Annotated in this window: 10 protein-coding genes; 6 read left to right on the forward strand and 4 right to left on the reverse strand. The window is 44.3% G+C overall.

From position 1 onward, the window contains the following. The first annotated feature begins 122 nt into the window (after positions 1–122). The gene (gene purL / locus R8G66_09390) at positions 123–3797 is read left to right on the forward strand and encodes a phosphoribosylformylglycinamidine synthase (GenBank protein ID MDW3192569.1); all 3675 of its coding nucleotides are present in this window, start codon (positions 123–125) and stop codon (positions 3795–3797) included. 314 nt (positions 3798–4111) lie between these two features. On the opposite strand, the gene R8G66_09395 is transcribed toward purL, so the two are convergent. Beyond that, a complete protein-coding gene (locus tag R8G66_09395; GenBank protein MDW3192570.1) occupies positions 4112–4963 on the reverse strand; it encodes an alpha/beta hydrolase in 852 nt (283 codons plus the stop codon). Positions 4964–5047: 84 nt separating this feature from the next. After that, complete coding sequence (locus tag R8G66_09400) at positions 5048–5770, reverse strand: DsbA family protein (GenBank protein MDW3192571.1); 723 nt, start codon at positions 5768–5770, stop codon at positions 5048–5050. 138 nt (positions 5771–5908) lie between these two features. Between R8G66_09400 and R8G66_09405 the strand changes: the two genes are divergently transcribed. Continuing rightward, the gene (locus R8G66_09405; protein MDW3192572.1) at positions 5909–6793 is read left to right on the forward strand and encodes a haloalkane dehalogenase; all 885 of its coding nucleotides are present in this window, start codon (positions 5909–5911) and stop codon (positions 6791–6793) included. A gap of 33 nt (positions 6794–6826) precedes the next feature. On the opposite strand, the gene hisB is transcribed toward R8G66_09405, so the two are convergent. Beyond that, complete coding sequence (gene hisB / locus R8G66_09410) at positions 6827–7921, reverse strand: bifunctional histidinol-phosphatase/imidazoleglycerol-phosphate dehydratase HisB (GenBank protein ID MDW3192573.1); 1095 nt, start codon at positions 7919–7921, stop codon at positions 6827–6829. Positions 7922–8036: 115 nt separating this feature from the next. Between hisB and R8G66_09415 the strand changes: the two genes are divergently transcribed. Beyond that, complete coding sequence (locus tag R8G66_09415) at positions 8037–9194, forward strand: hypothetical protein (GenBank protein MDW3192574.1); 1158 nt, start codon at positions 8037–8039, stop codon at positions 9192–9194. Positions 9195–9197: 3 nt separating this feature from the next. Next, positions 9198–9347, forward strand: a complete 150-nt coding sequence (locus R8G66_09420) for a DUF5989 family protein (GenBank protein ID MDW3192575.1) — start codon at positions 9198–9200, stop codon at positions 9345–9347. Positions 9348–9688: 341 nt separating this feature from the next. Here the strand turns inward: R8G66_09420 and R8G66_09425 are convergent, their stop codons facing one another. Beyond that, the gene (locus R8G66_09425) at positions 9689–11725 is read right to left on the reverse strand and encodes a hypothetical protein (GenBank protein MDW3192576.1); all 2037 of its coding nucleotides are present in this window, start codon (positions 11723–11725) and stop codon (positions 9689–9691) included. 198 nt (positions 11726–11923) lie between these two features. Between R8G66_09425 and R8G66_09430 the strand changes: the two genes are divergently transcribed. Together R8G66_09430 and R8G66_09435 are read left to right on the forward strand one after the other, a co-directional pair. Then, positions 11924–12643, forward strand: a complete 720-nt coding sequence (locus R8G66_09430; protein ID MDW3192577.1) for a response regulator transcription factor — start codon at positions 11924–11926, stop codon at positions 12641–12643. Further along, complete coding sequence (locus R8G66_09435; GenBank protein ID MDW3192578.1) at positions 12640–14130, forward strand: HAMP domain-containing sensor histidine kinase; 1491 nt, start codon at positions 12640–12642, stop codon at positions 14128–14130. The genes R8G66_09430 and R8G66_09435 overlap by 4 nt, the downstream gene beginning before the upstream one ends. Positions 14131–14248: the final 118 nt, after the last annotated feature.

Here is a 14248-nt window from a genome sequence, read left to right on the forward strand (position 1 = left end):
CTGCATCAAGAAGAAATAATCTATAATTTCCCTTCGAGGGATAACACAAAGACGAACTTAATACGACTATAGATTTGATCTACAATTCAACTATTTTTGCGGCTTAATTCCTGACCCTTCATATGATCTACTTTTTCAGAAAATCAGACACCCAATTTTACGCAGTTGGAACTGACCAATCATTAACTGAAAATCATATCTCTCGGCTGACCTGGTTGTTCTCAGGCGCGACGCTTAGCGAAGAAAAAGAGATCAGTGGAAAATTCATCGGTCCACGAAAGGAAATGATCACTCCCTGGAGTACCAATGCCGTAGAAATAGCTCAAAATGCTGGTATTGAAGGGTTGATCAGAATTGAGGCATTTACCATCGACGATGGCGATCAAGGATTTGACCCGATGCTCCAACAACGATATGATGGATTAGGTCAGGACCTGTTCACCTTGGAGATTGAGCCAGCACAAGTACTCGACATTGAGGACATTCGGGATTACAATGAGAAAGAGGGGCTTGCACTGAGTGAAGATGAAGTGGTATTTCTGGAACAAGTGGTCGCTGATATTGGAAGACCTCTGACCGACTCAGAAATTTTCGGGTTTTCACAAGTCAATTCGGAGCACTGCCGACACAAGATATTCACTGGAGAATTCATCATTGACGGGGAAAAGCAGGAAATGTCCCTTTTCCAATGGATCAAAAAAACCTCTAAGGACAATCCGAATTTTCTGGTTTCTGCCTATAAAGACAATGTTGCATTTGTTCAGGGGCCAGTGGCTGAACAGTTCGCACCAGCATCTCAAGATAAACCAGACTTTTTTGAGACCAAAGATTTTGAATCTGTCATTTCACTGAAAGCAGAAACACACAATTTCCCCACCACCGTAGAGCCATTCAATGGAGCCGCAACAGGTTCAGGTGGCGAGATCCGGGACCGAATGGCCGGTGGGCAAGGTAGTATTCCTTTGGCTGGAACAGCCGTTTACATGACTTCCTATCCTCGAACCAAAGGCGCTGACTGGGAAAATCAGGCAAAAGAAAGACCGTGGCTATACCAAACACCAAAAGAAATTCTGATCAAAGCGTCCAATGGTGCCAGTGACTATGGCAACAAATTCGGGCAACCACTGATCTGCGGTAGTCTCCTGACCTTCGAATATGAAGACCAGGATCAGGTGTATGGCTTTGACAAAGTCATTATGCTGGCCGGAGGAATCGGTTTTGGGAAGCTGAAAGAAAGCAAAAAGCAGACGGTTGATAAAGACCAGCAAATTGTAGTGCTCGGCGGTGATAACTACCGCATCGGCATGGGTGGTGGCGCTGTATCCTCCGTGGATACAGGAGAGTTTGAAAATGCCATTGAATTGAATGCGGTACAGCGTTCGAATCCTGAAATGCAAAAACGAGTTGCCAATACCGTTCGTGCGATGACGGAATTAGAAGACAACCCTGTAGTTTCAATTCACGATCATGGGGCTGGCGGGCACTTGAATTGTTTGTCAGAATTAGTTGAAGAATCTGGTGGCGTGATTGATGTAAGTGCATTGCCCATCGGAGACCCTACTCTATCTGACAAGGAACTGATGAGCAACGAATCCCAGGAACGAATGGGATTGGTCATTGACAAAAAGAATTTGGATTATCTAAAGGCCGTTGCTGCCCGGGAAAGATCACCTTACTATGAAGTAGGCACCACAACCGGAGACATGGAGTTGAAATTCAATGGCCTTCATGAAAAACTACCATTTGATCTTAAATTGGATCACTTATTTGGCTCCTCTCCAAAAACCGTATTGGAAGATGAGGTCAAACCAGCAGCATTCAAAGACATCACGTACGATCCTTCAAAGGTCGAATCCTACTTGCAGGAAGTCCTGCAATTGGAAGCAGTAGCTTCAAAAGACTGGCTTACGAACAAAGTAGATCGCTGTGTAACGGGTAAAGTAGCCACCCAACAAACGGTCGGTGAAATCCAGGTGCCTCTGAACAATGTGGCGGTAATGGCGATCGATTATAAGAATTTGAAAGGAATCGCTACGGGTATTGGACATTCTCCAGTCCCCGGCATGATCAATGCAGGAGCAGGCTCTCGTCTCTCTGTAACAGAATGCCTGACCAATATGGTATTTGCACCCCTTACACATGGGCTCGCAGGCATTTCTCTCAGTGCCAACTGGATGTGGCCTGCCAAAAACCCAGGTGAGAATGCCCGTCTATATGAAGGTGTAAAAGCCATCAGTGAGTTTGTCTCGGCTTTGGGTATCAATATCCCCACTGGAAAAGATTCCCTGTCCATGACTCAGAAATACCCTGATGGCCAAAAAGTACTTTCACCAGGCACTGTGATCGTCAGTGGTGGCGCTGAAGTCAATGACATTCGAAAAACGGTTCTTCCTGCGCTTAAATATCAGGCTACCGACTCAAAACTGATCTATGTTCCCTTCGGCACGAATGGCTTTGAGTTGGGGGGAAGTTCCTTTGCGCAAGTAGCTGCCGCCCTGGGACAACAAACACCAGATGTAGATGCCGCAAAAGTGATCAAAGCATTCAATGAAATTCAGGCATTGATCAATGATGGTCATATTCTGGCGGGTCATGATGTTTCTGCCGGTGGTCTGATCACCACCCTATTGGAAATGAATTTCCCTAACCAGTCCGGTGGGTTGAATATCAACCTGAGTGGATTCGAAGAAGAAGACCTTGTCAAGGTACTATTCTCGGAAAACCCCTCAGTGGTACTACAAGTGGACGCTTCAGCACTATCTACGCTGGAAAGTAATGGTATCAACTTTATCGAACTGGGAGATACCCAGTCAGCCAGACAGCTTACCCTAAGTAAGGGAGATTGGCAATTAACGCTCGATATTGATGCGTACAGAACTACCTGGATGCGTGCTTCATATCTTTTGGATCAGGAACAAACAGAAGCTGTGCAAGCCAAAGCTCGTTTTGAAAACTATAGCCAGCAAGCACTGTCTTATCAATTCCCGGAAGGGTTTACAGGCAAGCGCAGTGACCTAAACATTGATGTGAACCGGAAAACCAAATCCGGTATCAAAGCGGCGATCATACGGGAGCAAGGGGTAAATAGTGACCGGGAAATGGCTTACGCCCTTTATATGGCCGGATTCGATGTACTAGATGTCCATATGACAGACCTGGTTAGTGGTCGCGAAGACCTTTCTGGTGTCAACATGATTGTTTTCGTAGGTGGCTTTTCAAATTCCGATGTACTGGGTTCTGCCAAAGGTTGGGCTGGTTCCTTCCTATTCAACGAAAAGGCAAAAGCAGCTTTGGATAATTTCTATGCGCGTCCTGATACCCTGAGTTTGGGCGTCTGTAATGGCTGTCAGCTAATGATGGAGTTAGAGGTGTTATTCCCAGAAATGAAGCATCACCCTAAAATGCATCACAATGCGACAGGTAAATTTGAGTGTGGTTTCATCAATGTTGACATCCAACCGAACAATACGGTGATGCTAGGAAATATGGTTGGATCACGATTGGGTATATGGTTAGCACACGGTGAAGGCCGATTCATACTTGAAGAGGAAAGTCCGTACACCATACCGATGAAGTATTCCTATGAAGCAATACCTGGCAATCCAAATGGTAGTTCTTTTGGCGTAGCTGCCATGGCTTCCAAAGACGGCCGACACCTGGCCATGATGCCTCACCTCGAACGATCTTTATTCCCCTGGAATTGGGCACACTACGAAGATAAACTTGCACATGAAGTCAGCCCATGGTTAATCCCATTTGCGAATGCTTTTGATTGGGTAAAAGAACAAGTCAAATAAACAGGTTACTTGAGTAACATGTTCTTTCTTATCGAGCTTAAAAACTTCATATTACTTATCGGGTTTATCTTCACAATTATTTATCTCCATTGAGGATTCATAAAAAAAGTACAGAAAGACAAAGCTAACGCGGCTAAGTACTTTTTTGGATCGATACTATTAGTGGTGTTTATTAATATATTGGAAAGAGTATTCCTTTGAGTCAATTAATAATCCTGTTCGTTGATGTGTTTTGAGAGTGTGAAGGATAGCAAACAAAAAAGATGTTTATTGCATTATCTAGAACTAGTAATTAGGTTACTCAAGTAAACTGTTTACTGAAAAAAGTCGTGATCCTCGAACCACTCTTTCATTCGTTCAGGCCAACCGGAAATGGTCTTTAGATCCGATCGGGTACCCATGTTGAAAGCGTGATCACCTTTGGCATAGAGGTGCATTTCTACGGATTTTCCTGCGGCACGATAAACACGTAGTAACTGCACGATGGTTTCGGAACAACATACATCATTGTTGGAAGCTACCAGAAAAGCTGGAGGTGCATCTTCAGGCACACTGATTGATGGAATGAATAGTGGACCCGGATAAACCTGAACTAAAAAATCCGGGCGAAACGAAAACTGATCAATTTCATCTGAGCCTTCGCGATCATCATTCTCTTCAAAAGCCAGCATCGCAGCGACTTCTCCTCCTGCTGAGAAAGCCAATATCCCCACCCTGTTGGGATCAAAACCAAGTTCCTCAGATAGGCCTCTGATTCGCTTCATGGCTCTTATTCCATCCTGGCGAACATGTTCGAACGTATATTCAGACCCCTCTTCGCGAACCAACCTGTATTTCAGCACAAATGCCTTGAATCCTAAGTTGGTAAGATACCGAGCTGCACGTTCCCCTTCACTGTTGTAGACTAATTCCCGGTGACCACCACCTGGGATGATCAAAATGGCCGCTCCATTCGGTTGATCAGGTTCATAAAGTGTAATGGAAGGATGATGGATATTCTTTACCCACCAATCTTTGGCATGTTCTGGCTCATCTTTACGATGTTCAAAGCCGGGAGCACCATTATTCCATAGCGGATACACTGTTTGTGCCTGACTATTGGATACCGACAAAAAATTATACGAGCATAAAAAGAGGAATAGCGTTTTTATCGAATTGTTGATCATTGGACAGAGTCGTTAAGACAATGGCCAAAATCCGTTAATCTACGCTAACGCTAGCAGGGTATTTGAACCAAACCAGATTAGTAATCAGGTTACTTGAGTAATCTGATTACTGGAAACCACTTTCTCAATCACTCCTTTCATTGCCTCAAACTCTGAATAACCGTGATTGATCTGATACAATTGCTCCTGGAATTTGAATAATACAGTTGGGTAACCACGCACACCCCATTGACGATTGAGCAAGAAGTCTTGCTTGGTTTGGTATTTCACCTCTTCACTTTCAAAAGCGGTCAAAAATTCATCAAATGGTATCTCAAAAACCTCACAAATGGATCGATAAAACTCCTCTTCTCCTGGGTCTTCATTGTCGACATAGAACTTTTTGGAAACAGCTTCATAGAATGCCAACACATCATCACCCAACCATTTTCTGGAGGCCACTACCGCTCGACAAGGTGGTTCCGTATCGTAATTGAACGATTCGCGATCAAACAGGCTATACCCAAAAGGTTGACCACTCCTGGCAGTTACTTCTTCCCAGTGATGTTTCAAGAATGCTTTGAAATTGTCATCCCAGGGATCTCCTCCTCCGGGTCTTAATCCTCCTAACACAATGGAAAAATTGTATTCAGAAAAGTGCTGCTTCAATTCCTGTAAGTGATTGGATATTCCCCAACACCAGGAACACATCGGATCACCCACATATATGATCTCGCCATCCGCCTTTTTCAACGCTTCATTTAGTTCTCCACTCAAATCAGCAGGCGCACATTCTCCGGTCTCCGGGTCACAATATTGGTTTTGCATTTCTTGATCCATTTTAACTGTTAAGCAACTTCAAGCAAGCAAAGTTCAATTACGCGGATAATTTGTGATTGACACGACATTTCGATTCAACCAGAAAAATTGCTCGCACATTTATCATGAATCCTGTATCTTAACTTCATGCAATTCCTCACCACCCCAGAAGACAAGTTCGAAAACCTACAAGATTATCCCTTTGCTCCTAAGTACCACGAAGTAGATTGCATGAAAATGCACTACGTCGACGAGGGAGAAGGCCCATTGATCCTGATGCTACACGGTGAACCTTCATGGTCCTACTTGTATCGGCACATGATCAAAGGGTTGGTGGAAAAAGGCTATCGAGCAGTGGCTCCTGACCTGATTGGATTTGGAAAGTCGGATAAACCAACAGAGACAGAGGCCTACACTTATGAGAACCATATGAATTGGCTCACTTCATTCGTAGAAGCGATGGATCTCAAAAACATCACACTTTTCTGCCAGGATTGGGGTGGGTTACTGGGCTTACGATTAGTGGCCTATCACTCTGAACGATTTGATCGGGTCTGTGCATCGAATACATTCTTACCGACAGGAAATGAACCCTTCCCAGATGCATTCTTGCAATGGCGAGAATTTGCTGCCAAATCACCCGATTTTATCATAGGCAAGGTCTTACAAAAAGGCACGTACAGTGAGTTGAGTCAGGAGGTCGTTGATGCTTATAATGCGCCCTTCCCTGATGAAGATCATAAGGTAGGAAGTCGCATGTTTCCAAAATTGGTTCCGGCAGATCCTCAAAACCCGGATGGCATTGAAAATCAGAATGTTTGGCAGAAGCTCGCTACCTTCGATAAGCCCTTCATGACCGCATTTGGAGCAGACGATCCAATCATGCGTGGAGCCAGAAAGATTTTTCCATCGATCATCCCTGGGTGTGCGGGACAGAAACATGTCTTGCTTGAGAATGCCGGACACTTTATCCAGGAAGATCAACCTGAGCAATTGGTGGAGTTGTTGGATGAGTTCGTTTCCGCTAAGTAATCAGGTTATTTGAGTAACCTGATTACTGGAGGCTTAAAGGACACCCTTCGTCGTAGGCAGCGAATCCATTTCGGACGATTCTCGCTTGATCGCCATCTTGATTGCTTTGGCGAAAGCCTTGAAAATCGCTTCAATCTTGTGATGCTCGTTATCGCCCTCGGCTTTGAGGTTCAGATTGCTCTTGGAAGTATCTGAGAAGGACTTGAAGAAGTGGAAGAACATCTCTGTTGGCATCTCTCCTATTTTCTCACGATTGAAAGTCGCATCCCATTCCATCCACGGCCTCCCTCCAAAATCGATGGCTACTTGTGCTAGACAATCGTCCATGGGAAGTAGAAAACCGTACCGTTGAATGCCTCGCTTATCTCCTAGCGCTTTCAAAAAGGCTTCTCCTAAAGCCAGTGCCGTATCTTCAATGGTATGATGTTCATCAATATGTAAATCGCCCTGAACTTTCACTGTTAGGTCGACCCCACCGTGTTTACCCAACTGATCGAGCATGTGGTCAAAGAAGCCGATACCTGTTTCACATTGTGTCTTTCCTGTTCCGTCCAAATTCAGGTCTATCTGAATATTGGTCTCTTTGGTTTCTCGATGAACAGAAGCCTTTCTATCCTTCAGGATCAAAAACTCATAAATCTTGAACCAATCCGTGGTAGTTAACTCCGCGTCCGTCGTGGCCTCTGACGAGATATGAATGGCCTGACATCCGATGTTACGGGCTAGCTGAATATCCGTCGCTCGATCGCCTATTACAAAAGAATTCTCCAGGTCGTAATCACCATTCGTGTATTCAGTAAGCATTCCTGTACCTGGTTTACGATTGGGATGATTGTCCGCTGGAAAATGCTCATCGATATGGATAGTATCGAATACAATACCCTGACTCTCAAGCGTTCGAAGGATCAGGTTATGAACTGGCCAAAAAGTGTCCTCAGGAAAAGAATCAGTGCCCAAGCCATCTTGATTGGTCACCATGGCCAATACAAAATCAGACTCTACCTGCACCTTCCTCAGATAGTAGAATACATCTTTGAGATAGCTCACTTTATCAATGTGATCGATTTGCTCGTCCTCGGTTTCGTGGTTGATGGTGCCGTCCCGATCGATGAATAATACAGGTCTCATAATTGTCGAATTCTCTACGAGCAGCGAAGGTATATTTCGACAAGTCTGCCAGCAAGATTTATCTGTTGAATTGCCAGAAAAAAGTCATTTTTGCGGTCATGCTTGATCTGGCGAAATGAGTGGTCGAAAAAAAATTGATTGGCGCAATTGGGTCCTGGCTCTGGTGAGCATATCGATTACTATTGGTTTGATCGAACTTGTGCTTAGAATCCTCTTCAGTTCTAATCAGGCCTTCCTGGTCAACCACCATCAAGATCGATCATTCATCCACCGAAATCCGTATTGGGGTTCCTGGCATTATCCCAATAACGAGGTTCGTCATCAAAGTGATTGCTTCGATGCTATCTACCATACCAATTCCATCGGTCTCAAAGCAGAGGACATAAATCCAGAAAGACCAAACATTGTCCTTTTGGGAGATTCTTATTTAGAAGGATATGGTGTTTCAAATGAGGAGACTATCGTCCATTTTCTGGACAGCACATTTCAAGATCAATACAACTTCCTGCCTTTTGCTAGCTCCGGGGGTTTTGGAACAGTGAATGAGTATGCGCTATACGAAAACTTTGCCCGACACTATGAACCGAAACTGGTTGTGTTGTTTTGGTTAAACTACAATGACCTTTATGACAACCTTAATTCCATCCGTAAAGGTTTTTTGGATGAAGAAGGCAACTACCTGTTCGAGCGAATGAACTCAAAACAGGAGGTACTTGCGCTGATCGACAACATGGGTGAACCGGAGGTCCTGGATCAGAAGGTTGGATTTTACACTTTCCGTCTGGCCCAGCGAGGCTTTCGATCCTTACAGCACGTCTCTCAATACTGGACCAATGTGAAAGGCAACTTCAAAGACGCAATTGGGCAGGTCTACGCTAAAGAGGTCACTCCCAACCTGGAAAAAGCTTATGTTATCAGTGAGCAAGTGATCATCGACCTTCAGCATGCAGTTCAAAGAGATTCTGCACAACTGGTGATCGTCAACCTATTCGACCCTTATCAGGTAGATGATGGCTGGCTCAAGGTCATGGAAGAAAAGCTCGACTCACCAATGGATGCTGGTTTTCCCAACCAGAAAATTGCTACAATCTGTGAAAAACATAACATCCCCTACTACAGCTTGTATGAACCTACGATGGAAAAGATCCGACAAGATCAATTAGAATTTCCCTATTTCAACTTTTCCTGCGACAATCATTTGACCAAAAAAGGTAATCTTTGGGTCTCGAAACTAGTGAGTGAGTACCTCGAAGAACATCAACTACTGCAATAATCCATGGAATTCCTTAGCGACCTCTGGCAATTTTTAAAAGAACGAAAGAAGTTTTGGCTGGTGCCAATGATAGTCGTCTTGCTGTTGTTGGGAGTATTGATTGTAATTGGAGGCAGTTCCGCCATCGCTCCATTTATTTATTCGATCTTCTAAGATCAATCCGAATCCTTGGGGAAAAATGTGATTCTTCAATGATCCTCAAATGATGAAGTTAATCAGTGGTTTGGTTTTCCTACTTCTGAAGCGATTACTTCCAGGTTCTGGATTTCCTGCCGGAGGTACGGTGAACCATTTTGGGTGGTTCTTTCGAGCGAATTGGCATTGTACCCATAATTGCACTTTCACGTTTAAAATGATAAACCTTCGAGAGTCTGTTTAATCCATCTGATAAAGGGAAGAATCTATTCGTTGTTCTGCAATTAAGCAGGAACCCATAAAACAGAAAAACCCTGCCGAAGCAGGGTCATTCCATACACATAGGAATTTATCGCAACTTAGTTTCTTGTTACGGTAATCGAGTTTGATAAGCTAAACGTTCCGCTGATACCGCTGGTGTTCTCGCCTGCAGTCAGCCCCATCAATCCGTCTTCATAGGTGATTCTCCAGATCAAGCAAACTCCTGTACCAGCAGCATCAAAGTCTACACCTTCCAGTGCTTCCAATGTACCTGGCAATCCAAGAATGTTATTCTGATCATCCGTCACCACATAACCAGTATTCGTAAGGTCTTGATTTCCACTTACAGAGATACCGCTTACATTATCAACCGTTCCATCAACTGTAAAAGTGAAAGGGCCGCCAGCTAAAGTTCCGGCAGAAGCTCTGGTCACTCGGATACCGTTTGAAAGGCTGTAAGTACCAGTCAGGTTATCTACATTTCCTCCATCCGTCATCAAGCCAGTCAAGTCATCTTCATAAGTAATTCTCCAGATGTAGCACACGCCAGAACCAGCAGCATCAAAATCTACACCTTCTACCGCATCCAGGGTTGGAGGCAAGCCAAGAATGTTATTGCTATCGTCAGTGATTACCCAACCTGAGTTGGTCAGGTCTTGATTGTCACTTACGGTGATACCACTTACGTTATCAGCAGTTCCGTCCACAATGAAAGTGAAAGGACCACCAGCCAACATACCGGCGTTAGATCTTGTTACCCGGATGCCATTAGAGATACTGAACGTACCTTCGAGGTTATCTACATTTCCCTGATCAGTTGTCAGACCAGTCAACCCTTCAGCATAGGTAATTCTCCAGATGTAGCAAATTCCTGCTCCGGCACCGTCAAAATCAACTCCTTCTACTGCTTCCAGAGTTGGAGGCAAGCCAAGGATGTTGTTCATGTCATCCGTGATGATGTATCCGGTATTATCCAGGTCCTGGTTCATGCTTACTGTGATTCCGCTCACATTGTCAGCCGTTCCATCTACAAGGAAAGAGAATGGTCCACCAGCCAGGGTTCCTGCACTGATTCTGTTCACACGAACACCATTTGACACACTGAACGTACCTTCCAGGTTATCTACATTTCCGCCATCAGTTGTCAGCCCCATCAAACCATCTTCGTAAGTGATTCTCCAGATGTAGCACACACCAGCTCCGGCACCATCAAAATCAACACCTTCTACAGCTTCCAGTGTTGGAGGTAAACCCAGGATATTATTCATATCATCGGTTACAATGTACCCGGTGTTCGTCAAATCCAGGTTATTGCTAACTGTGATTCCACTTACGTTATCAGTTGTTCCATCAACAATGAAAGTAAACGGACCACCAGCCAATTCACCAGCACCCGCTCTGTTTACGGTTACCGAATTAGAAAGCGCAAAGTTTCCGGATAATCCACTCACGTTGTTTCCGACATCCAGACCTGTAAGTCCTTCGCCGTAAGTCACATGCCAAATCAGGCAAACACCAGCGCCTGCACCATCAAAGTCTACGCCTTCTAGCGCAGCCACGTCGCCTGGTAATCCTAAAATATTATTTTCAGCGTCAGTTACAACGAAAGAAGTGTTCAAGCCTTCCGCTCCTCCTTCTACCGTAATACCGCTTACATTATCAGCTGTTCCATCTACTACAAAATTGAATGGTCCACCAGTCAATGTCGCAGCAGCAATGTTGGTTCTGTTGACCATGATGGAATTAGACAAGTCAAAGGTTCCATCCAGGTTATTTGTACTTTCACCTTGCTCAAGGCCAGTCAGGTCATCTTCATATCGGATGTACCAGATGAAGCAAACACCCACACCAGGAGCATCGAAATCAACGCCTTCCAATGCGGCTAAGTCACCAGGCAGACCAAGAATATTGTTTTGATCATCAGTAACAACGAAGCTGGAGTTTGTTCCAACAGGCTCCCCTTCTACTGTGATTCCGCTCACATTATCAACGACACCATCTACTTGAAATGTAAAAGGCCCGCCAACAAGCGTACCCGCATCAGGAACTATAGGAGCTGGCTCATCATCCGAGCAACTCATCACTACCATGGCCAGAATAGCCAAAGACAACAAATTTGAGAATATTGTTTTCATTGCGATTAATTAATTGATACCTCAAACCAACTGTTTATATGTTGCTACATATTCACGGGATTGTAACGTTTTTATCACAGCAGAAGCGGCCTTTCCCTGTCTGTTATGGCATCAACTGCGTCTCCGCGAAGACAAGGGCCTTTTAGGAATCACATCTTGTGAACTTTTTGTGATACTTATGTTTTTTCTTCGTCAAGAATGGAACAGAAAAGCGTCCTTATCATAGAAGATGATCCTGAAATCTGTGATCTACTTACCATCCACCTCGAAGACCTGGGTTGCCAGGTAACCTCTATTATGGATGGTGCTGCAGGGTTTGAAGCAGCCAAGAAGCAGGATTACGATTTGATTATCCTCGACATTAGACTTCCATCTATGGATGGCATCGCCATCTGCCAGAAGCTTCGAGCGCTGGAAGTGAATACCCCCATCATTATGCTAACTGCTCGATCGGAAGAAATAGATCGGGTGCTGGGCTTGGAAGTCGGCGCGGATGATTACATGACCAAACCTTTTAGTGTTCGGGAATTCATTGCTCGGGTTAAAGCGATATTTCGGCGTTCTCAATTGATAAAAAGTGAGATCAGTCAGGAGAAAAGTGTTCAAAAAATCGTCTTTGATGAGTTGTCCATAGATATCGACTTGCGTAAAGTCATGCTACAAGACAAACGGATAGAGCTCTCTCCCAAAGAGTTTGATCTACTGGTACTGATGGCTTCTAATCCTGGAAAGAGCTACAATCGGTCTCGATTGCTGAACCTGATCTGGGGCTATGATTTTGAAGGATACGAGCACACGGTCAATTCTCACATCAATCGATTACGTGCAAAAATCGAACCTGATATGGACACCCCAAAATTCATTTTGACCACCTGGGGAGTTGGTTATAAGTTTAACGAAGAACTAGTGCAACTATGAGCCAGGCATTGACCAATCAGCTTATCAAAAAGATCATGATGGTATTCTTGCTCATGATCCTGTTAGTAGGAGCTGTATACATGACACTGACGATCTACTTTACCAATAAGTATTTCGAAGAAGCTTCTCAACGACTTAATTCCCAGGTAGCTTCCCACCTCATCGAAGAAAAATTCAAGGAAGATTCCCCCTTTCTGGAAGACGGCTCAGTGAACAAAGCCTTGTTTGGGGATGTGATGCACGATATGATGGCGGTCAATCGGAGCATAGAAGTGTACCTGCTCAATGACCTGGGCGAGATCCTATATAGTGTGGTGCTTGATCACTCGGACAATGAGAAGTCCCGCACTAAAATTGACCTGGTACCGGTGATGGACTTCATCGGGTGCAATGGTGATCGCTACATCCTGGGAGATGACCCCAGGGATCCTCAGAACAAGAAAATATTTTCGGCAGCCGCCTTCGAATCTAATGGTAAATCCGGCTTCATTTATATCATTCTTACGGGAGAACAATTTCAATATGTGACGGAAGCTTTGACGGGTAGTTACTTCCTTCGTTTGGGACTGGGCGCTTCGGCTGCAACGCTCGTATTTGGTGTATTGATCGGCTTGTTCTCATTGTGGTTCCTGACCAAAAATCTTCGTGAAATCATAGAAACGGTCAAGCGATTCCGGGATGGGGACCTTACAGCACGAATCTCTAATACGAAACACAATGACTTATCTATTTTAGCGGAGACTTATAACAGTATGGCAGATCGTCTGGTCGCCAATATCGAGGAACTGAAATCTGTAGAATCTTTGCGGAGAGAATTGATCGCAAATGTATCCCATGACCTTAGAACCCCTTTGGCGATCACCCGAGGATATGTAGAAACCTTGCAGATCAAGAAGTCTTTGCTTTCAGAGCAAGATCAGGAGAAATATGTCGGGATCATCCACAAAAACATCACGAAACTGTCTGGCCTCATTGATCAGCTATTCGAATATTCCAAACTGGAAGCAAGGCAAATAGAACCACGAAAAGAAGCATTTGCTATTTCTGATCTGGCATATGATGTTTTTGAAAAATACCAGCAATTAGCCAGTGAAAGATCCCTTTCTATTCAGCTGGACATTGAAGAAAAACTCCCATTAGTCTTTGCAGACATCAGTCTGGTGGAACGCGTGATCCAAAACCTCATGGACAATGCGCTAAAATTCACACCTGAAGGTGGAAGTGTAACCATTGCAATGGGTTCCAATGAAAAGGAAGTACATGTTGCTATCAAGGATACGGGAGTAGGTATTGCATCTGATGAACTCACTCAGATCTTTGAACGCTACAAGCAAGTGTCTACTTCTACCAAATCGAAGAGAGAAGGTGCCGGACTGGGCCTTGCCATTGCCAAGAAGATCATGGAAATCCATGACTCCACCATCAAAGTGATCAGCCGGCCTCAGGAAGGAACTACTTTCCAATTCTATCTACCGGTATTTTCATAATTATTTGGATCAAGCGACTGTGCAATCATTATTGTTATGATTCCATAACAGGATTGTTCCCAGTGAATATCTTGGATTTGGAAAATTCGAATACAAGTCATACTTTCAACGCACAGCT

Source organism: Cytophagales bacterium (assembly GCA_033344775.1).
Lineage (GTDB): Bacteria > Bacteroidota > Bacteroidia > Cytophagales > Cyclobacteriaceae > JAWPMT01.

Bases quoted from the DNA above. Each gene is read 5' to 3' on its own strand.
- purL (MDW3192569.1), top strand. From the start codon at position 123: ATGATCTACTTTTTCAGAAAATCAGACACCCAATTTTACGCAGTTGGA.
- R8G66_09395 (MDW3192570.1), bottom strand. From the start codon at position 4,963: ATGATCAACAATTCGATAAAAACGCTATTCCTCTTTTTATGCTCGTAT.
- R8G66_09400 (MDW3192571.1), bottom strand. From the start codon at position 5,770: ATGCAAAACCAATATTGTGACCCGGAGACCGGAGAATGTGCGCCTGCT.
- R8G66_09405 (MDW3192572.1), top strand. From the start codon at position 5,909: ATGCAATTCCTCACCACCCCAGAAGACAAGTTCGAAAACCTACAAGAT.
- hisB (MDW3192573.1), bottom strand. From the start codon at position 7,921: ATGAGACCTGTATTATTCATCGATCGGGACGGCACCATCAACCACGAA.
- R8G66_09415 (MDW3192574.1), top strand. From the start codon at position 8,037: ATGAGTGGTCGAAAAAAAATTGATTGGCGCAATTGGGTCCTGGCTCTG.
- R8G66_09420 (MDW3192575.1), top strand. From the start codon at position 9,198: ATGGAATTCCTTAGCGACCTCTGGCAATTTTTAAAAGAACGAAAGAAG.
- R8G66_09425 (MDW3192576.1), bottom strand. From the start codon at position 11,725: ATGAAAACAATATTCTCAAATTTGTTGTCTTTGGCTATTCTGGCCATG.
- R8G66_09430 (MDW3192577.1), top strand. From the start codon at position 11,924: ATGGAACAGAAAAGCGTCCTTATCATAGAAGATGATCCTGAAATCTGT.
- R8G66_09435 (MDW3192578.1), top strand. From the start codon at position 12,640: ATGAGCCAGGCATTGACCAATCAGCTTATCAAAAAGATCATGATGGTA.